Below are 21,545 nucleotides of genomic sequence, written 5' to 3'. Positions count from 1 at the left end.
CGCTTCAGCAGTGTGTGGCCCACCGCACCTCCCCTCGCCTCCCGCTTGCCCGCCCTTCCCCTCCGGCGCATAAAAGCAGATCGCTTGCCATACAGCGCATCTTGTTTCATCGCGCCTGACGCCACCGCGCCGCCCCTGACGGCGCTTTCCCCGGAGACCCCATGCTTCAGGCCTGGGTCATCATCACCGTCGCCCTCGTCTATGTCGGCTTCCTGTTCGCGGTGGCGAGCTTTGGGGACCGGCGGGTGGCGCGCGTGCCGCGGGGGCGCAAGGGGCGGCCTTACATCTATGCGCTGTCGCTGGCGGTCTACTGCACCTCCTGGACCTTCTTCGGCTCGGTCGGGCTCGCCACCACGCAGGGGGTGAACTTCCTCACCATCTATGTCGGGCCGATGCTGGTCTTCGCGCTCGGCGCGCCGTTCCTGCTGCGGCTGGTGCGGCTCGCCAAGGCGCAGAACATCACCTCCATCGCCGACTTCATCGCCGCGCGCTACGGCAAGAGCCAGGGCGTCGCCGCGCTGGTGGCGGTGGTCGCGATCGTCGGCTCGCTGCCCTATATCGCCCTGCAGCTGAAGGCGGTGTCAGCCTCGCTCGTCGCCCTGCTCGGCGATTTCGACGGGCTCGGCCTGCATTACCCGCTGGTCGGCGACCTCGCGCTGATGATCGCGGTCGCCATGGCGGTGTTCGCCGTGCTGTTCGGCACCCGCCATATCGACGCGACCGAGCATCAGGAAGGGCTGATGCTGGCGGTGGCGACGGAATCCATCGTCAAGCTGGTGAGCTTTCTCGCGGTCGGGCTGTTCGTCACCTTCGTGATGTTTTCCGGGCCGTTCGACCTGTTCGCGCAGGCGGCCGACAAGGGCGTGCTGCCGGTGCTGACGGAAGGGTTTTCCGCCAGCAACTGGGCGGTGATGACGCTGCTCTCGGCGCTCGCCATCCTGCTGCTGCCGCGTCAGTTCCATGTCGCGGTGGTGGAGAACACCTCGGAAGCGGAGATCCGCACGGCGGCGTGGCTGTTCCCGCTCTATCTCGTGCTCATCAACCTGTTCGTCATTCCCATCGCGGTCGCCGGGCTGATCTCCTTCCCGCCCGGCTTCATCGACGGCGACATGTATGTGCTGACGCTGCCGCTCTCGGCCGGCTCCAAGGTGATGGCGCTGGTGGCCTTTGTCGGCGGGCTGTCGGCGGCGACCGCCATGGTGATCGTCGAGACGGTGGCGCTGGCGGTGATGGTGTCCAACGACATCTTCATGCCGCTCCTCGTGCGCGGGCGGCGCGGGGCGGAGGCGACAGGACTGCTGCGGCGCGGCGGGGGCCCCGGCGAGGCGCGCCCCTATGGCGAGGACAGCGCGCTCACCGATATGGGGCTGCGCCTGCTCACCGTGCGGCGCATCGCCATCTTCGCCATATTGCTGCTGGCCTATCTCTATTACCGGCTGACCGGCGAGGCGCAGCTCGCGCAGATCGGCCTGCTGTCCTTCGCCGCGGTGGCGCAGTTCGGCCCGGCGCTGCTGCTCGGGCTGATCTGGCGGCGCGGCACGGCGCTCGGCGCCATCACCGGCATCGCCGCCGGCATCGCGCTGTGGGCCTACACGCTGCTGCTGCCGAGCCTGGTCGATTCCGGCCTGTTCACCCGCGCGCTGCTGACCGAGGGGCCGTTCGGGCTCGGCTGGCTGCGCCCGCAGGCGCTGCTGGGCGTCAACGCCGGGCCGCTCGCCCATGGCGTGATGTGGAGCCTGACGGTCAACGTCATCTTCTTCTTCATCGGCTCGCTGGCGCGCCAGCCCCGGCCGATCGAGCGGCTGCAGGCCAGCGTCTTCGTCGAGGCGGACCGCGCGCCCTCGGCGCCGAGCTTCCGGCTCTGGCGCTCGCCGGTGACGGTGGGCGAGCTGATCGGCACGGTGGCGCGCTATCTCGGCGAGGAGCGCACCCGCGCCTCCTTCGAGAGCGTCTCGGCCATGCGCGGGCTGACGCTGGAGCCGAACCGCGAGGCGGATTTCCAGCTCATCCGCTATGCCGAGCATTTGCTCGCCTCGGCCATCGGCGCGGCCTCCTCGCGGCTCGTGCTGTCGCTGATGCTGAGGAAGCGCACCGTCTCCACCAAGGCGGCGCTGAAGCTGCTCGACGATGCCTCCGCCGCCATCCAGTACAACCGCGAGATCCTGCAGACCGCGCTCGACCATGTGCGCCAGGGCATCGCCGTGTTCGACCGCGATCTGCGCCTCATCTGCTGGAACCGGCAGTTCGGCGACATGCTGGATCTGCCGCCGGAGATCGTGCGCATCGGCGTCGGCATGGACGAGATGATCCGCTTCAACGCCGCCAGCGGCGTGTTCGGGCCGGGGCCGGTGGAGGAGATCGTGCGCGAGAAGCTCGGCCGCTACGCCCGGCGCAACGTCACCTTCCAGGAGCGCCTCGCCCCGCGCGGCGTGGTGATGGAGGTGCGCGTCAACACCATGCCCGATGGCGGCGTGGTCGTGACCTTCAACGACATCACCCCCACCGTCGAGGCCGCCGAGGCGCTGGAGCGGGCGAACGAGACGCTGGAGCGGCGCGTGCGCGAGCGCACCAAGGCGCTGGAAAACCTCAACACCCAGCTCGCCCAGGCCAAATCCGAGGCCGACGAGGCCAATATCTCCAAGACCCGCTTCCTCGCCGCCGCCAGCCACGACATCCTCCAGCCGCTCAACGCCGCCCGGCTCTACGCCACCAGCCTCGTCGAGCAGGCGCAGGCGGGCGAGGATTCCCGCCTCGCCCGCAATGTCGACGCCTCGCTCGAGGCGGTGGAGGAGATCCTCGGCGCGCTGCTCGACATTTCCCGCCTCGATGCCGGGGCGCTGAAGCCCGAGGTCGGCGCCTTCCGGCTCGACGACATCTTCCGCCAGCTCGAACTGGAATTCGCCCCGCTGGCGAAGGAGAAGGGGCTGCGCCTCACCTTCGTCACCAGCTCGGCGGCGGTGCGCTCGGACCGCCGGCTGCTGCGGCGCCTGCTGCAGAACCTCGTCTCCAACGCGATCAAATACACCCCGCGCGGGCGGGTGCTGATCGGCGTGCGCCACCGGCGCGGGCGGCTGCGCATCCAGGTGCTGGACAGCGGGCTCGGCATTCCCGCCGCCAAGCAGAAGGTGATTTTCCAGGAGTTCCAGCGGCTCGACCAGGGCGCGAAGGCCGCGCGCGGGCTGGGGCTGGGCCTGTCCATCGTCGAGCGCATCGCTCGCGTGCTCGACCACCCGATCACGCTGGCCTCGACGCCCGGCCGCGGCAGCGCCTTCGCGGTGGAGGTGCCCTCGGCCCCGCCCATTCCCGCCGAGGCGCCGCGCTCCCTGCCCCGCACCGCCCCCGCCGCGACGCTGGAGGCGCTGACCGTGCTGTGCATCGACAATGAGCCGGCGATCCTCGACGGCATGGAAACGCTGCTCTCCGGCTGGGGCTGCCGCGTGGTGAAGGCGGCCGACGTCACCGAGGCGCTGGCGACGCTGCGCGAGCTGAAGATCGCGCCGGACGTGCTGCTGGTCGACTACCATCTCGACGAGGGCGACGGCATCGAGGCCACCAAGCAGCTACGCTGGAAGCTCGATCAGGGCCTGCCCGCCGTGCTCATCACCGCCGACCGCTCGAAGAAGGTGCGCGACACCGCGCGCGAGACCGAGATGGAGGTGCTGAACAAGCCCGTCCGCCCCGCCGCCCTGCGCGCCCTCCTCGCCCAATGGCGCGCCACGCGCGCGGCGGCGGAGTAGGGGCGCCGAATTAACTTTTGCTTCCGCGGGGCACGATAGCAGATCGAGATCTGGTTCCGTTGTGATCGTTAGCGATCAATAACATAGCGCGCTCCAGCAAATGGCCGCCGCAATTTTGCGCTCACGCCATCTATCAGTTCAAAAATCGCGTGAATTTCAAAATACTGCACGCAGATTCTCTAGTAAGCGCTATAATTCAAGGAATCGACCTTACAGAGGTGAAATCCAAAGATGGCTAGATGCACCGCACCAGTAAGAGGCCATAGCTCGTCATACGCAGCATCGAAGTGCCCTGCATGTCGAGGTGGAGGATGGGGCCGCGGCAGTTACGGCAGCTATGCTTACAGTTCACCTTCTTACTCATCGTATGGATCGTCATCCAGCAACGGAAGTGGTCGGATTAGTGGAGGCGGTTCAGCGCGCAGTTCCCGTCCGAGGTGGGCTAGGGCGAGTTCGGGGGTATATTATACGCCTGCGGAAGTTAGGGCTCTGGAACCCGTCCGACGTAATGTTGAGAGTCGAGCAACAGTACCTGATCTTCGAGACTTCTTCCTTTGCCATGCATGGGATGACCGATTTGGACCAGCAAAGGAATTGCATGATCAACTCGAGCTACGTGGCGTTTCCGTCTGGTTCAGTGAAAAAGATGTGCAATTGGGCACATCCTTGCTTCGAGAGATAGACAAGGGATTGGCAAAATCGAGGGTTGGCATCGTACTAGTTACTTCCAACTTTCTGCGCCGCATAAAAGGGGAAAGCATCGCAGACAAGGAGCTGTCGGCACTTCTGGCGCGTGATCAGCTCGTCCCCATTGTTCACGGCACAACCTTCGAGGCCCTCCGCGAGGAAAGCCCCTTACTCGGCTCGCGCAGCGGGCTTAGTACGACAGAGGACACGATGGCAGAGGTCGCGGCCAAGCTTGCCGAACTGGTCAATATCAGTGACGCATCTGACGCGGATACAGCAGTGCGTAGGCACAGCGGGCAATGACGGCCATCTAAATCTACTCCTATTCGAGAGGGTACTGACAACCCTCATCGCCCAGCGGCGCAAGCATCGCGCTGTGAAGCGACGGCCCCTCACCCCGCCAGCGGCAGGCGGAAGGTGAAGCGGGTGGCGTGCGCGTCGGAGGCGACGGTGAGCGTGCCGCCATGGGCCTGGGCGATCTGCGCGGCGATGTAGAGGCCGAGGCCGAGACCCTGATTGCTGCCGCCCCTTCCGCGATAATAGGGCCGGAAGAGCTGCGTCTGCACATCCACCGGGATCGGCGCGCCGCCATTGGCGACGCTGAGGCGGAAGGCGCCCTCCTCATCAAGCCCGGCGCGGACCTCGATCGGCTGGTCCTCGGCGCCATGGATGACGGCATTGTTGAGCAGGTTGGCGAGAAGCTGCGCGAGGCGCGCATGGTCCACCAGCACCGGCCGATCGAGCGTGCAGAGCGCGCGGATCTCGCGGCCGGGATAGGCCGCGCGCGTCTCGGCGACCACTTGGTCGAGCGTCGCGGCCAGCGGGCGGCTGGCATCCTGGGTGAGGTCGAGCCCGCCGGCGAGGCGGCCACGCGCCAGATCGAGCAGGTGATCGACGAGGCGCGCCATGCGCCCGCTGGTCTGCTGCAGCAGCTCGATCACCGTCAGCGCCCGCGCGCTCTGCGGCTCGCGCGCCAGCAGGCGCGCCGCGCCCTGAATGGCGGCGATGGGGCTGCGCAGATCATGGCCGAGCACGGCAATGAACTGCTCGCGCAGCTCATGGGTCTCGTGCAGTTCGGCGAGCTCGGCGCGGCTCGCGACCACCAGCATCTGATCCTCGACATGGCGGGCGATGAGCTGGGCGAAGAGCCGGAACATCGGCACGGTGGGGCCTGTGGTCAGCTGCGCCGGGCGGCTGTCGAGCGCGCAGAGCGTGCCGAAGAAGCGACCATCGGCCAGCACGATCGGCACCGAGATGTAGCTGGCGATGCCGTAGAGCTGGGTGATCGGATCGCCGCAATAGGCGGGGTCGTTCGCCGCATCGTCGAACACCACTTCCACATGCGAGCTTCGCACGCGGTCGCAGAAGGTGGTGGCGATGGGCAGTTCGTCACCCGGCTTCATGCCGAAGCCGACGCCATCGCGCACCGCCCCGGCCACCCAGCGCTGTTCGGTCACGCAGGCGACGGCGGCGAAGCCGAGGCCGGTGGTCTCGCACACCACCTGAAGGATGGCGGGGATGGCATTGACGGCCTGGATGGCCGCGATCCCTTCGTGCACGTCGATGGTCAAGGGGCCACTCTCCGTGCCGCTGTCCACTGCCTTGCCGGGCGCCGGGCGGGCGCGGCGGCCTCAGCCGGTCGCCTGCGCCCAGTTGCCGCCTTCGATCTTGGCGGCGGCGATCACCGCCTGGGTGCGGCTCTCGACGCCGAGTTTCTGCAGGATGGCAGAGACATGCGCCTTAACCGTGGCCTCGGAGACGCCGAGCTCATAGGCGATCTGCTTGTTGAGCAGCCCCTCGGACAGCATCATCAGCACCCGCACCTGCTGCGGCGTGAGGGTGGCGAGGCGGGCGACGAGGGCCTGCCCCTCCTTGTCGGTGGCGCCCGACAGGTCGATGTCCGGCGGCGTCCAGGTGCGCCCCTCCAGCACGGCGGCGACCGCCGCGCGCATCGTGTCCACCGAGGCGGTCTTGGGGATGAAGCCGGAGGCGCCGAACTCCATGCAGGAGCGGATGACGCCGGCCTCCTCATGGGCGGAAACCACCACCACCGGCACGCCGGGATATTGCGCGCGCAAATACATCAGGCCGGAAAAGCCGCGCACGCCGGGCATGGAGAGATCGAGCAGCACGAGGTCGATGTCGCTCTCGCGCTCCAGAAGGCCCTGAAGATCCTCGAAGCCGCCGGCCTCGAACAGCTCGACAGCGGGAAACTGGCGGCAGACCGCCTCGCGCAGCGCGCCACGGAACAGCGGGTGGTCGTCGGCGATCACCAGCCGGAAACTCGTCGTCATATCCACTTCGCAGAGGCCCCTTCAACCTGCGCGCCCCGCCCTCTCGGCAGGCCGCGCCGCGATCATGGTCAGACCCCGCCCTTGCCCGTCTTGCGCGGGTCGCGTGCAGGAGCCCATTTCACCGACGTTTAGTGAGCATCGCCGACAAACGCCACTACCAATTCGCGCCGATGCGCCCGGTACAGGCGATCCACCGCGACAAGGCCGTCACCGCCCCGCCCCTCACGCCGCCACGGCCCTCCCGTAACGGCCCCGAGCCGACCGGGCGAGGTTCCCTAACAAACTTGACAGCCCTGGCGAAAAATCTTCAATAGATTGCAGAATGTAAGCGTATATGAACGTTCATTTCCCTACTTATTTCGATTTTCCGGCCGCTCTAATCCTGCTCATCCGGTGTTCAAGCGATCAAAGACCAGACATTCAATGATCCCTGCAAACTCGAAACGACTGACAGAAGGCTCCATAAGAGCCATTGGTTTTCTCTTTATCTGCGCGTTCGCCGCCGCCTATTATTCACAGTATATTTTCCATTATTTGAATATCGCCGATGATGGCAATTACGTACAGGTCATCAAAGAGCTTATGTCCGGCACCCCACCGGGCGACATATGGTACATTTATGGGCTGTTCTGGTACAAGATCGGCGAGTTTCTCACGGCTCTCTTCGGTCCGGCCTTCCTCATCGGTCAGGTTGTCTTCTTTGCCTTCATGGCGCTGACCGCCGCATTTGTCTTCGCGGGCGTTCATCGCATCACCCATAACGGCATGCTGGCCACCCTTGCCGGCCTGCTGGCGGCGCTGGTGCCGAATTTTCCGCCCGCGGCGTTTTACGGCTTCTGCACGCTCATCAACTTCTACACCCTGACCGGTATGGCGCTGCGCTGGCGGCGCCTGTCAGGGCGGGAGGTCGCTCCAGCGGCGGCGGCGCTGGCAATCACCTTTCTCATGCGGGCGGATTTCGGCTACGCCTTCAGCCTGCCCTTTCTCGGCCTGCTGGTGCTGACCGGCTTCGTGCAGGGTGGATGGCGGCTGCTGCGGCTTGCGGCCATCGCCGTGATAACTATGGCGCTTGTGGTGTTGCCGTTTGCCGTCGTGGCGGCGCAGGGCGGTTATCTCGGGCTCGTCGTGGACGATGTGCTCAGCTATTCCCGCACCATCGCGCAATTGTTGTTCCGCAGTTCCACCGCCACGCCGGTCGACGTGCCCGAGGGGGCGGGCACCCTGCTGCAGCGCCCGCCGGTCGCAACGATCTGGGAAGGCTCCTGGGAGGCCGCCGGCTACGCCTTCGCGGTCTATGCGCCGGTGGTCGGCCTCGCTGCTTTCGCGCTGGTGCAGGTCGGCCGTGCGGCGGCGCTTGCCCTCGCCTCGCCGGCCCGCGCCTTCGACCATCTGGTGCTGGCGGCCGCGCTGTTCGTCGTGCCGCTGGCCTCGTTTCCCCATTACATGCTGTTCCGCCCGGACCTGCCGCATGTCGCCAATTTCATGCCTGGCTACATCGCGCTGATGGCCATCTTCGCCTGGCAGGTGAGCGGCGGCGACATACTCACCGGGCAGCGCTATGGCCGGGCGCGGCGGCTCTGGCTGCGACTGATCGGCTGGCTTTTCGCGCTCGTCATCGGCGCTTCCCTGGCGCTTTACGGCGCCATCGGGCTGATCCTGCCCGGCACCGGCGCGATCACCCGGTCCTATGGCGCTGACCAACCGTTCCAGATCGCCACGGGGGAAACCCGCTATGTCACGCCGGCGGACAAGGCCCTGCTCAGCCAGGTGAAAGCCCTCGTGGAGGCCCATTCCGCGCCGGGCGAGCGTATCGTCTGCCTGCCCTTCTGCCCCGGCATTGCCTTCATCAGCGACCGGCGCATGCTGCTGCGCGAATTCTATGCCGATGACAGCTTCCTGCTGACCGATCCCGGCTGGATCGACCGGACCATCGCGAAGACGCTGAGCGCCAGGACGCCGGTGGTGGTGGTCTACGACTGGGCGGTGAACGCCACCGACATCTCGCGTGTGCCGGTCTGGGCCAAACGTTATCTCGACGCGCTGCTGGCGGCGGGCTACCGGGCGATCACCGTTGATAATGTGACGGTCTATGTGCGGCCTGAGGCTCCGGGGGCGCCCTGAGACGGTTTATGGTCGAGGCCGCGCGTCGTCAGCCCATCATCAGGGCCGGTCCAGCATGGTGGCGAGCACGACGGCGGCCCAGAGCAAACCTCGATGGTCGGCCCGGCCCTTGCGGTGGTCGCTCCAGTAGCCCTCCAGCGTCGCGTGATCGAGCCCGAGGCGGGCGCTGGCGTCGCGCGAGGGTAGCTCCATGTGGCGCAGCCAGCGCGAGACCGGAATGCCGAAGCCCTTTTTCGGCCGGTCGAGAATCTGCGCGGGCACGAGCGGCGCCATGGCCTTTTTGAGGATCCATTTGCGCACCCCGCCCCGCATCTTCACCGAGGCCGGCAGGCGGCTGGCGAAGGCGACGAGATCGCGATCGAGGAAGGGCGAGCGCACCTCGAGCGAGGCCAGCATGCTGGCGCGGTCGGCCTTGATGAGCAGGTTCTCGCCCAAATAGAAGCGGCCGTAATATTCCAGCGAGCGGTCGACATCGTGCGGGCTGGCGCCGCTCGCCCACAGCGCCTCCGCCTCCTCATAGAGCGCGTGCGGATCGAGCGTGGTGCCGAACAGGCGCGCCATGTCCTCAAGGCTGGCGGGCCCGAGCCAGGACGGCATCCAGTGCGCCGGCGCGTGGCCGAGCCCGCGCAGCGCCCGGCGGATCTTGAAATCGAGGCTCATATTGGCGTCCGAGCGCGGCAGATACTCGGCGGCGGCGCTGATGCCGCGATGCGCCCAGCCGGGCACCAGGCGGTGATAGGCCCGCGCGGTGCGCAGGGCGGCGAAGGTGTCGTAGCCGGCGAACAGCTCGTCGCCCCCGTCGCCGCTGAGCGCGACCGTCACGTCCCGCCGGGCGAAGCCGCACAGCAGATGCGTCGGCAGGATCGAGGCATCGGCGATCGGGTCGTCGAGCCCGCGCAGCAGCTGCGGCATCATCCGGGCCGCCAGATCGAGGTCGAGCGTGGTGGCGTGATGGTCGGTGCCGTAATGGCGGGCCATGGCGGCGGCGATCGCCGATTCATCATAGCTCGGCTCGTTGAAGCCGATCGTGTAGGTCTTCATGCTCGCCGGATCGCGGCGCGCCGCCGCCAGCGCGACCACCGCCGTGCTGTCGATGCCGCCCGAGAGGAAGAAGCCGAGCGGCACATCGGCGGCGAGGCGGCGCTCGACGGCCTGGCCGAGCAGATGGCGCAGTTCCTCGGCCCAATCCTCAATGCTGCCGGGCGGGGGATCGTCCACCGCCATGCGGTATTCCCAATAGCGGCGGGTCTGCATCTGCCCGGTGGCGAGATCGACGCTCATCAGGCAGCCGCCGGGCAGCTTGGCGATGTCGCGGTAGATCGAGCGGGGCGCCGGCACGAAGCCATAGGCGAAATATTTCAGCACCGCCTCGGCATCGACCGCGTCCGACACCGACGGGTGCCGCAGCAGCGCCGTCGCCTCCGAGGCGAAGACGAACCCCTCCCGCGTGCGGGCGTAGAACAGCGGCTTCTTGCCGAAATGATCGCGCGCCAGCAGCAGGCGCCCGGCCCGGCGGTCATAGACGCAGAAGGCGAACATGCCGCTCAGGCGCTCGACCAGCCCCTCCCCCCACTGGCGATAGCCATGGAGCAGCACCTCGGTGTCGGAATGATCGGTCTCGAAGCGGTGGCCGCTCTGCTCCAGCGCGGCGCGCAGCTCGACATGATTGTAGATCTCGCCATTGAAGACGACGACCAGCGCGCCATCGGCGGTCTGCATGGGCTGGCGCCCGCCCTCCAGATCGACAATGGCGAGCCGCCGGAAGCCCAGTTGTACTGGCGCGCCGGGCAGGCTGCGATCCTCATAGGTGCCGCTGTCGTCCGGTCCCCGGTGCTGCAGCGCATCGGTCATGGCGCGCAGGTCCGCGCCCGTGCCCGGCCCCACAAAACCGGCGATCCCACACATGCCCGCTCTCCACCTCCCCATGCACCGGCGCGAATCGCGCCGGGCACCGGATCCCCATGAGACCGCCACGGCGCGGCGTGTCACCCGCGGCGCAGGGCTTTCGCTTTGTAACCGCACGTTGCCGACTCACGCATATGGCGGTACTCAGCATGTGTCGAGTGCGCGCGGGCGAGCCGTAAAGTGTCCGCAGACCGCCGCTTGGTCCGACCCATTGAAGCGGCCCGTCATGCTCCTGCGCTTACAAGCCGCCGTCAGCGTCATCATCCTCGTCCTCCTGCTGATGACCGTGGATCTGCCGGGCACGCTGGCACGGTTGGGGAGCCTTGAGCCGGTTCATGGCCTCGCCGCGCTCGGCCTGTATTTTCTCGTGCACCTGAGCAACGCCGCCAAGCTGCGCGTCCTCCTGCCGCAAAGGAGCCTGTGGCAACTTCTCGGCTTCACGCTGCTGGCGCAGGCCTATGCGCTGATGTTGCCGGGCCAGCTCGCTGGCGACGCGGTGAAGGCCTTCCGCCTCGGGCGCGCGCCCGGCACGGGCTTCAGCCGCGCCGCCTCCTCGGTCACCTTCGACAAGGTGACCGGCCTGGCCAGCGTGCTGGTGATGCTGCTCGCCGGGCTCACCGCCCTGCCGCTCGGCCGCGGCGTCGGGCTCATGCTGGCGGCCTTGATCGGCATCAGTGCCCTCGCCGCCCTCGCCGCGATGATGGGCTCGCGGCGGCTGCTCCGCCCGCTCGTCGCCTATGTGCTGAAAGACCCGACAACAGGCTGGCGCGCTCGACTTGGCCGTCACCTGATCGACTTCCTGAGAAACTGGCAGGACCTTGTGAAACGTCCCGGCTTGGTGTTTCTGTCGCTGGCATGGGGGCTGATCGCACAATTTCTGTCCGTCGCGGGCACGTTGATGCTCGCGCGTGGACTGGGTATCGAGCTGGGCTTCCTCGCCTGGTGCGTCATTCTCGGCGCCCTGACCATCATTCTTCTGGCGCCTGTCGCCCTGGCCGGGCTGGGGTTACGCGAAGCGTCGCTGATCGGGCTGCTCGACATGTTCGGCGTCGGCTCCGAAGCCGCTTTGGCTCTGGGCCTGGCGCTGCTCGGCGTCCAGATCATCTTCGGGGGTATCGGACTGTCATGCGATCTTCTGGTTCTGGCGCGCGACCGCCGCGCGCCGCGATGACAGCCTCTGCGGAAGGCCGGATGAACAACCCGCCCGCATCTGCCGTTACCTTGCGGCGAGGCCGGACGCGCCGCGCCGTCACAGGCCCCGCGCGTGAGCGCCATGACAGCAGCGTGCCGGCCTCCTGCGGGACGAGGCGCGGCTGATGCGCGAGGCGGTGTATATTTCGGTGCTCATCCCCGTCTTCAACGAGGACGAGAACATTTTCCCGCTCTGGCAGGCGCTGCAACCGGCGCTTGAGGCGCTGGGCAAACCGTTTGAGGTCATCTTCGTCAATGATGGCTCGCGCGATGGCACGGAAGCCAAGCTGAGCGCGGTCGCCGCCGGGGATGCGCGGGTGCGCGTGATCAATTTCCGGCGCAATCTCGGCCAGACCGCCGCCACCATGGCGGGGATCGACCATGCGCGCGGGGCGATCATCGTCCCGATGGACGGCGACCTGCAGAACGACCCCAAGGACATCGCGCGGCTGGTCGCCAAGCTGAGCGACGGCTACGACGTCGTGTCCGGCTGGCGGCAGGCGCGGCAGGACAATTTCGTGCGCCGCACCTTCCCCAGCCGCATCGCCAACTGGCTGATCTCCAAGGTCTCGGGCGTGAAGCTGCGCGACTATGGCTGCACGCTGAAGGCCTACCGCCGCGAGGTTCTCCAGGGCTTCCGGCTCTATGGCGAGATGCACCGCTTCGTGCCGATCTACGCCCATTGGCAGGGCGGGCGCATCACCGAGATTCCGGTGGCGCATCATCCGCGCCGGTTCGGCCAGTCGAAATACGGGCTGAACCGTATCCTGAAAGTCCTTTTGGACCTGATGGTGGTGAAGTTCCTGACCCAGTACGCGACCAAGCCGATCTACGTCTTCGGCCTCATCGGCCTCGCCTTCATGGTGCTCGCCGTTCTGGCAGGGATCTACGCGATCTATCTCAAATTCGCGCATGAGATTTCGCTCGTGCAGACGCCGCTGCCGCTGCTGGTGACGCTGAGCTTCATCACCGGCGTCATGTGCACGCTGATGGGGCTGCTGGCGGAGCTGCTGGTCCGCGTCTATTTCGGCCTCCAGCATGAGGCGCACTACCCCATCAAGTCGAAACTCAATTTCGAGCCCGACCGCGCACCGGTCCTTCCCGTTCAGGAAGAGCCGATTTTCTAGACAACAGGGATGCCGGGGAGGATGGGCGTGATCGATCTTGATACCAAGGAATTCTACGACGAATTCTGGCCGAAGCATGTGCCGATCTATGAGAAGACCAAGGCCTACATGCTGGAGACGATCACCGAGCGGCAGGTCGGGCGCGCCCTCGATGCCGGCTGCGGGCATGGCATCTGCAGCGTCGTGCTCTCGGAGCTCGCCGACACGGTAACGGCGGTGGACCTGTCGACCGACAGCCTCGCCACCGCGCGCGAGCAGGCCGCCCGCTTCGGGCGCGGCAATATCAGCTTCCACCATCAGGATCTTCAGACGCTGGCGCCCGAATTCCGCGCCTTCGATCTCGTCTGGTGCTGGGGCGTCGCGATGATGGCGCCCGACCCGATGAAGGTGATGCACAATCTGATGCGCGCCACCGCACCCGGCGGCACGGTCTATCTCGGGCTTTACCTGAAAACCTGGCTCTCCCCGGTGCATCAGGGTGTGCGGCATTTCTGCCGGCGCTTCATGAACACGCCGCGCCGCAAGAAGCTGGTGCTCGATTTCTTCGCCGGGCTGACCAATCTGGTCTGCCGGCTGCGCGGGCAGGAGATCAACCGCCGCGACGACAATGTCTCGATACAGGCGCAGGTCGATGACTGGTATTACCCGCCCTACAAGACCTTCTATTCGATCGAGGAAATCCTCGATCTGTTCCGGCGCAACGGGTTCGAGGCGAGCTGCATCCAGGACCGGCTCGGCCGCATGAAGAGCGCGACGATCTTCGTGGTGCGCGCCGTGAAGCAGGCGCAGGCATGAGCGCGGCACAGGCCCCCGGCGAGCCGGACTGGGACGCGCTCGGCCAGATCCTCGCGCAGGGCTATATCGCGACGGGTTTTGCCGGCGGCGTCACCCGCATCCCGGTGGAAACCGTGGTGGCCGACATGCTCTCGCCCTCGCGGGCGGATGAGCAGATCGCCGAGATGCGGCGCACGGGCGACCTTGCCGGCAAGCGCATCCTCGAGGTCGGCTCCGGCACCGGCCTCGTGGTGGCGCGCGGGCGCGTCGCCCATGGGCTGGACATCTGGGGCATCGAGCCGAGCTCGGCCGAGTACAGCTCCATCTTCGCCGTCTCCCGCGCGCTGCTGGCGCATTACGGCCTGCCGGACGAGCTGATCCTCGATGCCGCCGGCGAGGAGAATCCCTATCCCGACGCCAGCTTCGATCTCGTCTATTCGTCCAACGTGCTGGAGCATGTGCGCGACCCGCAGGCGGTGCTCAGCGAATCTTTGCGCGTGCTGAAGCCGGGTGGCCATCTGCTCTTCGTGGTGCCGAATTACGGCTCGTGGTGGGAGGGTCATTACGGCCTGCCCTGGTTGCCGCACATGACCCCTGGCATGGCCAAGCTCTATGTCCGCGCGCTCGGGCGCGATCCCGCCTATATCGACACGCTCAATCTGGTGTCGCACCGCAAGATCGAAGCCTGGCTGCGCCCGCACCGGGACGAGATCGAGATTCTGGGCTGGGGCTGGGACGTGTTCGAGCGGCGGCTGCGCACGCTCGAATTCTCCGAATGGGCCTCGCTGCGCAGCGTGAAGCGGATCGCCCGGCTGATCCACCGCGTCGGCGCGCTCGATCTCGTCCTGTGGGCGGCGCGGCATCTGCGGTGGGAGACGCCGATCGTCCTCCACCTGCGCAAGCGCAACTGAGGGGCGGACCATGGAGATCGCGTGCCTTCCCCATGAGCGCGGCGACACGGCGTCCTGCGTCACCTATTTCGAGACGCTGGGTGTGCCGCGCAATGCCCGCCTGCTCGATATTGGCTGCCGGCATGGCAGCTTTCTCGAGAACCTGCGGCGCCGTGGCTATGAGGACGTCGCCGGGCTCGATGTCGATGCCGACGCCATCATCGAGGGCGAGGCCGCCTATCCCGCGCTGAAGGGGCGGCTGACTGCCTATGACGGCGACCGCCTGCCGTTCGAGGCCGGGACGTTCGACGTCATCACCATGTTCGACGTCATCGAGCACATCAAGGACATCGACGGCTATATGACGAAGGTGAAAACCCTTCTGCGGCCGGGCGGGCTGCTGGTGTTCCAGACGCCGAACATCGTCATCGACGTGCCCTACTGGATCATCGCGCTGCGCCTGTTCACCCGCGAAAAGCTGCGCTGGATGTTCACCGAGCATTGCTCGCTACAGACCTATGGGAGCCTGCGGCGGCTGTTGCGGAGGGCCGGCTTCGCGGAGATCATCATCGAGCGCAACAGCCTGGACACCGCGTTCAAGCGCGACCATGTGCGCCAGACGCTGGGCTGGACCGGGCTCGTCATCCTGCGCGCGTCAAACTATTTCCCGATGCCGCTCTACCCCAATTTCTGGGGCCACGCGCGGGGGCGGTAGAGCATTTTCGAGCGAAGTGGATTCCGGTTCGCGTGAAGAAAATGCGTCAAAGCTCTAGCGCCCGTTTACGGCCGCTCGGCCAGCACGAAGATATAGTCGCCCTTGCGCCACGAATTCAGGCTGAAAACACCGTAGAGCACCAGCGACAGCAGCCGGCGCACGGGGCCATAGGTGCCCTGCGTCACATTGAGGCCGGTGGCGCGGAACAGGTCGCGGTAGAGCGGCGAGAAGAACGGAAAGCCCCACTGCACCACGCGGCGGACCTTGAGGCCATTGGCCTCGATCTTTGCCTGAAGCTCGCCATGCGCGTAATTGCGGTAGTGCCCGACCTTGTACTCATAAGGCCGCATCGTGCCCTGAAGCGTGGAGACGAGCAGGTATTTGCCAGTCATCGCCGCGATGTTGCGGATGGCGGTGACGTCGTCCTCGATATGCTCGACGACATCGGTGCAGAGAACGAGATCATGGCGCCGGTCGAGCGTACCGTTGAGCACATCGAACGCCATGAATTCCGCCCCCGGCGCGCGCTCGCGGGCAACCTTGAGCGCGCCCTCGGAGAAGTCGATGCCGGTGTAGCGCGCGGCGGGGCGCAGCGGCATCAGGCTTTGCAGCATCGAGCCCTGGCCGCAGCCGACATCCAGCACGGTCTCATAGGGAAGATCCTCGATGAGGGTGCGCACGATGTTGCGCAGATGCCGGCCGGTGGGGCCGAAGCGGCGCATGTCGTTCCAGCGCGTGTCCCAGTTCTGGTCGTAATCGACGTCGCCGGGACCGGATACCGCCTCAGTCATTTTCCGTCACCCTGCGCAAGATCAACTCGGCGAAACACAAACTCGTTGCAGCCCGTGGGCACACGCGGCGGCACGACCTTTTCCAGACGGAAGCCGAGAAATTCCACCCGCGCCTGCACTTCGGCGATGCCCGCATATTCGTAGGGATAGCCACCCAGCCAGTCGATGACGTCGTACCAGAAATCCATGCCGCGCTCCTTGCGCAGCGGCGAGGACCGCGTTTTCAGCAGCACGGCCAGATAGATCAGACCGCCGAACAGCACATTGGCGAGCGACTTCAGGAAACGCGGCGCGACATTGTAGAGGATCTTGATCGGCGTCCAGATCGGCGAGGTCCAGTGCCGGTTATAGATCGCCAGCACGAAGGTGCCGTCGGGGCCGACGAGCCGGCTCGCATTGGTGATCGCCGGCCACATCTGCCCGGTATGGTGCAGCGAGCCCCAGGCATAGACCGTGTCGAACCGGCCGAGACCGTCGATGAAGCCGGCATCGAGGGCCGAGCCCTGGACGAAGGAGACCGTCCCGGCCGCTTCGGGGATCAGGCGCTGGAGATTGGCGCGGGCCACCTCGACCGCGCGGGCGTTGATGTCGAAGCCGATCACCGAGGCGGCGCCGAGACGCGCGGCGGCGAGGCTGAACAGGCCGGAGCCCGAGCCGACATCGCACAGGCGCTTGCCAAGGATGGCGTCCGCGCCGATCAGTTCCGCCATGCTGGCGGCGGCGGCGTCGAGACGGCCGGAATCGAGCACGTCGCGCGAATAATCGCTCCAGTTCTCGCCGAAATCGAAGGCGATGGCGCGGTCCTGGGGGGAGCGGTCCTGAGGGGAGCTTTCCTCTCGATTGTGCAACTCGGCGCCCACCTGGCCTACTCCTGATATGCGTTGCACTTGGACGTCATGGCGATGCCCTGTCAATCGCGCGCGGCGTTAGCCGCACGCATCCCGCTCACCAGCGCGCAATAGCGCCGCGCGGCCTCGCGCCACGAAAAATGCGCTTCCACCCGCGCGCGCCCGGCCGCGCCCATCCGCCGGCGGCGGGCCGGATCGCCCTGCAGCCGCGCCAGCGCCCGCGCCAGAGCGTCGGGATCGTCCACCGGCACGAGCAGCCCCGTCTCCTCCGGGACGATGAGATCGCGGTTGCCCGCGATGTCGCTGCCGATGACCGGCAGCCCCGCGGCCATCGCCTCCAGCACGACATTGGGCATGCCCTCGTCGCGCGAGGGGAAGACGAACAGATCAGCCCCGGCATAGACCGCCGGCAGATGCGCGCGGTCGAGCCAGCCGGTGAAGGTGACACGCCCGGCAATGCCGAGGGCGGCGGGCTGCGCCTCGAGCTCCGCCCGCGCCTCGCCATCGCCGACGATCTCAAGGGTGAGCGGCACGCCGGCCCGCGCCATGGCGGTGAGCAGGCTGTCGATGCCCTTCTGGTGGACGAGGCGGCCGACGATGACCAGCCGCATCGCCTCCCCCGGCGCCGAGGCCGGCGCCGGCACGAAGCGGCCGGCGTCGACCCCGTTGGGGATGAGGGAGATGGCGACATCGGGCGCAAAGCGCCGGGCGAGGTCCGCCAGCCCCTCGCTATTGGCGACCACCGCCGCCGCCCGCCGCCATAGGAAACCGATCACCGGCCCGGTCAGCCGGTGATAGACGCCGATGCCGCTGTATTGGAAACCCGGCACGTCGCCGCCGCGCAGCGAGACGATATAGGGCGCCCCGCTCACCCACCGCGCCAGCCAGGCGGACGGGCCGGCCGGCAGACCGAAAAAAGCGATGGTCGCGGAAGGCCGCCACCGGGCGGCATGAAGGGGGACATAGACCAGCGAGCTCGCCATGAAGCTCAGCATTTCCAGGATGGAGCTGCGCTCGCGCCGGCGGCGCAACGCCGGGATGCGGATGACCTCCACCCCCTCGGCCGTCGTCTCGCGGGCTGGAAGGCCGCCGTAACGCGCGGTGATCACCCGCACCTCGGCCCCGAGCCCGGCGAGCTCGCGCGCGAGATTTTCCGTCGCGTTGCCGGCGCCGCCGCCGATCGGCGGGTATTCGTGGTTGATGAGCAGGAGACGCTCCGGCGCCGCGCCGGACGCCCCCGGCCCCGCCGGTCCGCGCGTCATTGGCCTCAACCCGGCCCGCCGACGGGCCGCCGCCCCTTCGCCGCCCAGGACATTTCATTGACCCAGGACAATTCGACATCCGCGAGCCCGGCGCGCCGCATGAGCGCCTCGACCTCGTCGCGCGACCAGTAATGGGCGATCTCCGGCAGCATCTGGTCGAACACGATGGAGCGCAGGTGCGCGAAATCGAACTGGCGGATGAGCCGGAAATACTCGATCCGGCTGAGGCCAAGCCGCAAGGCCAGCCAGAGCAGCGCCGCCGGCACCACGGACATGGCATGCGTCACGCCGATGGGCAGGCGGCTGAAGAGAAGGCGCCGCAAGGGCGAGAAGAAGTGGACGATCCAGCGGTTATTCTCCAGCCCATACACCCAGATCATCACGAGGCCACCCGGTTTCACCGACCGCACCATATTGGCGAGGGCGAGGTCGGGATCCTCGACATGATGAATGACACCGATGGAAAAGGCGATGTCGTAGCTGGAGCGCCCGTCCAGCTCATAGGCGCTGCACCGCTCCACAGCGAGGGTCGGGAAGGGCGCGAGGTTGCGGCGGGCGGAGGCGAGGCTGTTCTCGTCGAGGTCGATCGCGAGCCCGCCGGCCGCGCCATAGGTCATCGGCCAGTAGCTGTTGCGGCCCATGCCACAGCCGACATCGATGAACGTCTTCCCCACCCAGTCCTCGGGCGCCATGAACGGGGTCCAGCGCCGGAACTGCGTCTCATAGAGGGGACGCATCTCGCTGTAATGGCCCCATTCATAGCCGAAGCGATGCGTGGAACCCGTGCCGGCTCCCGGAGAGGAATGAGTGTTCAGCGGCATCGGCGGCAACAACAAACTTGACGATTTTCAGAAATAACCATAAACAACCGGCATATCATTGGCAATCTTTTGATTGACGCGCTTTTGATAATTTCTTTGATTTTTCCACGATTTAACTCGTATTGATTACGAAAATAGACACTGGATCACAAGTGTGTACGCCACATGCCCAATGATTATAGATCCATAGTGCACAAAAATCTCCTTACGGTGATTGGTTTTTGCTTTATTCTCATTTTCTCTTATTCATATTATGCTCAATACATTAGCTATTCGCTAAATATCGGCGATGACGGCAACTTCGCGCAGGTTGCCAAGGAACTTCTCACAGGTACATCGCCGCACGATATCCGCTACGGCTACGGGCTGTTCTGGTACAAGATCGGCGAGTGGCTGTTTGCGCTATTCGGCCCGAGCTTTCTACTGGCTCAGCTGGTGTTCTTTGCCTTCATGGCGCTGACGGCAGCGTTTGTCTTCGCTGCGGTTCATCGGGTCACCCAAAGCTGGATCGCCGGCGTGCTTGCCGGCCTGCTGGCGGCGCTGGTGCCGAATTTTCCCCCGACGGCGTTCTACGGCTTCTGCACCCTCATCAATCTCTTCACGCTCGCGGGCATGGCGCTGCACTGGCGCGCGCTTTCGGGGCGGGAGGTGGTGCCGGCGGCGGTCGCCCTGGCCCTCACCTTCCTCATCCGGCCGGACTTCGGCTACGCCTTCAGCCTGCCCTTCATCGGCCTGCTGGTGCTGACCGGGATCGTGCAGGGGCGCCAACGCCTGCTGAGGCTGGCGGCGATCGCGCTGGCAACCCTGGCGATCGTGCTGCTGCCCGTGGCCGTCATGGCCCTCAAGGGCGGCTATCTCGGCCTCATGGTCGACGACGTGCTGGCCTATCCTCGCACCATGGCGCAGTTCCTGCTGCCGAGTTCGGAAACGAACCCGGACGCCGTGCCGGCGGATGCGGGCACGCTGATGCAGCGCCCGCCGGTCGCGACGATCTGGGAAGGCTCCTGGGAGGCCGCCGGCTACGCCTTCGCGGTCTATGCGCCGGTGGTCGGCCTCGCTGCCTTCGTGCTGATCCAGCTTGGCGGCGCGGCCCTGCGCGCCTTCGCCTCGCCGGCGCGGGGCTTCGACCATCTGGTGCTGGCGGCCGCGCTGTTCGTCGTGCCGCTGGCCTCGTTTCCCCATTACATGCTGTTCCGGCCGGACCTGCCGCATGTCGCCAATTTCATGCCGGGCTACATCGCGCTGATGGCCATCTTCGCCTGGCAGGTGAGCGGCGGCGACATCCTGACCGGGCAGCGCTATGGCCGGGCGCGGCGGCTCTGGCTGCGGCTGGTCGGCTGGCTTTTCGCGCTCGTCATCATCGCCTCGCTGGCGGTCTATGGCGGCATCGGCCTCACCCTGCCCGGCACCGGCGCGATCACCCGCTCCTATGGCGCTGACCAGCCCTTCACGATCGCGACGGGCGAGACGCGCTATGTGCCCGCCGAGGACAAGGCCCTGCTGGGCGAACTGAAAACCCTCATCGAGGCCCATTCCGCGCCGGGCGAGCGCATCGTCTGCCTGCCCTTCTGCCCGGGCGTCGCCTTCATCAGCGACCGGCGCATGCTGCTGCGCGAGTTCTACGCCGATGACAGCTTCCTGCTGACCGATCCCGGCTGGATCGACCGGACCATCGCGAAGACGCTGAGCGCCAGAACGCCGGTGGTTATCATCTATGACTGGGCGGTGAACGGCACGGACATCTCCCGCGTGCCAGTCTGGGCCAAACGTTATCTCGACGCGCTGCGGGCGGCGGGCTACCGCGAGATCACGGTCGGCGGCGTCATTGTTTTTATACGGCCGGAGGCGGCGGCGCCCTGAGGCGCGAGGCCGGCGGAACGGCCGTCACCCACCATCGCCGACAAACGCCACCACCAAGTCGCGCCGATGCGCCCGCGCGCGGTGCTCGATGAGGTAGATGCCCTGCCAGGTGCCGAGCGCCATGCGCCCACTCATCACGGGAATGGCTAGATGGATGCCGGTTAGCACGCTCTTCACATGGGCGGGCATGTCATCCGGGCCTTCGAGATCATGCACCCAGCCGGCATGTTCCGGGGCGAGGCGGTCGAGCGCGGTGAGAAGATCCAGCTGCACCTCGGGGCTGGCATTCTCCTGGATGGTGAGCGAGGCCGAGGTGTGCCGGCAGAACAGGCTCACCTCCCCGTCGCCGGCGCCAATCGTGGCGAGAAACTGGCTGACCGCCCCCGTCACCTCGGTGAAGGAGCGGCCCTTCGTGTCGACGCTCAGAACGGTCGAGACCCGGCGCGTGACAAGGGTTTCGCGGATCTCGCCGGCGCGGATGCGGCTCATGGGGATACCTCCTTGCCTTAAGGTAAGCTGGAC

General features: G+C 66.6%; 17 protein-coding genes. 9 read left to right on the top strand and 8 right to left on the bottom strand.

What is annotated here, in order from left to right:
• The first annotated feature begins 161 nt into the window (after positions 1-161).
• Both AncyloWKF20_RS20215 and AncyloWKF20_RS20210 read left to right on the top strand, forming a co-directional pair.
• Complete coding sequence (locus AncyloWKF20_RS20215) at positions 162-3,737, top strand: hybrid sensor histidine kinase/response regulator (RefSeq protein ID WP_279315736.1); 3,576 nt, start codon at positions 162-164, stop codon at positions 3,735-3,737.
• 231 nt (positions 3,738-3,968) lie between these two features.
• Complete coding sequence (locus tag AncyloWKF20_RS20210) at positions 3,969-4,727, top strand: toll/interleukin-1 receptor domain-containing protein (RefSeq protein ID WP_279315735.1); 759 nt, start codon at positions 3,969-3,971, stop codon at positions 4,725-4,727.
• 89 nt (positions 4,728-4,816) lie between these two features.
• On the opposite strand, the gene AncyloWKF20_RS20205 is transcribed toward AncyloWKF20_RS20210, so the two are convergent.
• Both AncyloWKF20_RS20205 and AncyloWKF20_RS20200 read right to left on the bottom strand, forming a co-directional pair.
• Complete coding sequence (locus AncyloWKF20_RS20205; RefSeq protein WP_279315734.1) at positions 4,817-5,995, bottom strand: ATP-binding protein; 1,179 nt, start codon at positions 5,993-5,995, stop codon at positions 4,817-4,819.
• A gap of 60 nt (positions 5,996-6,055) precedes the next feature.
• Complete coding sequence (locus AncyloWKF20_RS20200; protein WP_279315733.1) at positions 6,056-6,718, bottom strand: response regulator transcription factor; 663 nt, start codon at positions 6,716-6,718, stop codon at positions 6,056-6,058.
• Positions 6,719-7,141: 423 nt separating this feature from the next.
• On the opposite strand from AncyloWKF20_RS20200, the gene AncyloWKF20_RS20195 reads away from it, so the two are divergent.
• A complete protein-coding gene (locus AncyloWKF20_RS20195; protein WP_279315732.1) occupies positions 7,142-8,839 on the top strand; it encodes a hypothetical protein in 1,698 nt (565 codons plus the stop codon).
• Between the two features lie 39 nt (positions 8,840-8,878).
• Here AncyloWKF20_RS20195 and asnB read toward each other — a convergent pair whose 3' ends face one another.
• Positions 8,879-10,744 carry an asparagine synthase (glutamine-hydrolyzing) gene (asnB, locus tag AncyloWKF20_RS20190; RefSeq protein ID WP_279315731.1) on the bottom strand — a complete coding sequence of 622 codons (1,866 nt, stop codon included), beginning with the start codon at positions 10,742-10,744 and terminating at the stop codon, positions 8,879-8,881.
• 226 nt (positions 10,745-10,970) lie between these two features.
• Here asnB and AncyloWKF20_RS20185 point away from each other — a divergent pair, with 226 nt between their 5' ends.
• The 5 genes from AncyloWKF20_RS20185 to AncyloWKF20_RS20165 all read left to right on the top strand — a co-directional run bounded on the left by AncyloWKF20_RS20185 (position 10,971) and on the right by AncyloWKF20_RS20165 (position 15,441).
• Entirely contained in the window at positions 10,971-11,915 is a 945-nt protein-coding gene (locus tag AncyloWKF20_RS20185; protein ID WP_279315730.1) for a lysylphosphatidylglycerol synthase transmembrane domain-containing protein, read from the top strand.
• Between the two features lie 145 nt (positions 11,916-12,060).
• Positions 12,061-13,062 (top strand): glycosyltransferase family 2 protein, encoded by a 1,002-nt coding sequence (locus AncyloWKF20_RS20180; RefSeq protein WP_279315729.1) that lies wholly within the window; start codon positions 12,061-12,063, stop codon positions 13,060-13,062.
• Between the two features lie 27 nt (positions 13,063-13,089).
• Positions 13,090-13,857, top strand: coding sequence for a class I SAM-dependent methyltransferase (locus AncyloWKF20_RS20175; protein WP_279315728.1), 768 nt, complete (start codon positions 13,090-13,092; stop codon positions 13,855-13,857).
• Positions 13,854-14,747, top strand: a complete 894-nt coding sequence (locus AncyloWKF20_RS20170) for a class I SAM-dependent methyltransferase (RefSeq protein ID WP_279315727.1) — start codon at positions 13,854-13,856, stop codon at positions 14,745-14,747. Before AncyloWKF20_RS20175 ends, AncyloWKF20_RS20170 begins: the two co-directional genes overlap by 4 nt.
• Positions 14,748-14,757: 10 nt before the next feature.
• On the top strand, positions 14,758-15,441 hold the full coding sequence (locus tag AncyloWKF20_RS20165; protein WP_279315726.1) for a class I SAM-dependent methyltransferase: 684 nt from the start codon (positions 14,758-14,760) through the stop codon (positions 15,439-15,441).
• A 65-nt stretch (positions 15,442-15,506) separates the two neighbouring features.
• On the opposite strand, the gene AncyloWKF20_RS20160 is transcribed toward AncyloWKF20_RS20165, so the two are convergent.
• The 4 genes from AncyloWKF20_RS20160 to AncyloWKF20_RS20145 are packed head-to-tail and all read right to left on the bottom strand — an operon-like array spanning position 15,507 to position 19,163.
• The gene (locus tag AncyloWKF20_RS20160; protein ID WP_279315725.1) at positions 15,507-16,232 is read right to left on the bottom strand and encodes a class I SAM-dependent methyltransferase; all 726 of its coding nucleotides are present in this window, start codon (positions 16,230-16,232) and stop codon (positions 15,507-15,509) included.
• Positions 16,229-17,092, bottom strand: a complete 864-nt coding sequence (locus AncyloWKF20_RS20155) for a class I SAM-dependent methyltransferase (protein WP_279315724.1) — start codon at positions 17,090-17,092, stop codon at positions 16,229-16,231. Before AncyloWKF20_RS20155 ends, AncyloWKF20_RS20160 begins: the two co-directional genes overlap by 4 nt.
• 50 nt (positions 17,093-17,142) lie before the next feature.
• Positions 17,143-18,342, bottom strand: a complete 1,200-nt coding sequence (locus AncyloWKF20_RS20150; protein WP_279315723.1) for a glycosyltransferase family 4 protein — start codon at positions 18,340-18,342, stop codon at positions 17,143-17,145.
• A gap of 5 nt (positions 18,343-18,347) precedes the next feature.
• Positions 18,348-19,163, bottom strand: coding sequence for a class I SAM-dependent methyltransferase (locus AncyloWKF20_RS20145; protein ID WP_279315722.1), 816 nt, complete (start codon positions 19,161-19,163; stop codon positions 18,348-18,350).
• Positions 19,164-19,373: 210 nt separating this feature from the next.
• Here AncyloWKF20_RS20145 and AncyloWKF20_RS20140 point away from each other — a divergent pair, with 210 nt between their 5' ends.
• Complete coding sequence (locus AncyloWKF20_RS20140) at positions 19,374-21,023, top strand: hypothetical protein (RefSeq protein ID WP_279315721.1); 1,650 nt, start codon at positions 19,374-19,376, stop codon at positions 21,021-21,023.
• A gap of 24 nt (positions 21,024-21,047) precedes the next feature.
• Here the strand turns inward: AncyloWKF20_RS20140 and AncyloWKF20_RS20135 are convergent, their stop codons facing one another.
• Positions 21,048-21,512: a secondary thiamine-phosphate synthase enzyme YjbQ gene (locus tag AncyloWKF20_RS20135; protein WP_279315719.1), complete on the bottom strand. Its 465-nt coding sequence runs from the start codon at positions 21,510-21,512 to the stop codon at positions 21,048-21,050.
• Positions 21,513-21,545 lie beyond the last annotated feature (33 nt).

The organism is Ancylobacter sp. WKF20 (genome assembly GCF_029760895.1).
Lineage (GTDB): Bacteria > Pseudomonadota > Alphaproteobacteria > Rhizobiales > Xanthobacteraceae > Ancylobacter.
Note: the sequence above shows the minus strand (reverse complement) of the source record. Positions and strands in the feature narration are given on the sequence as shown.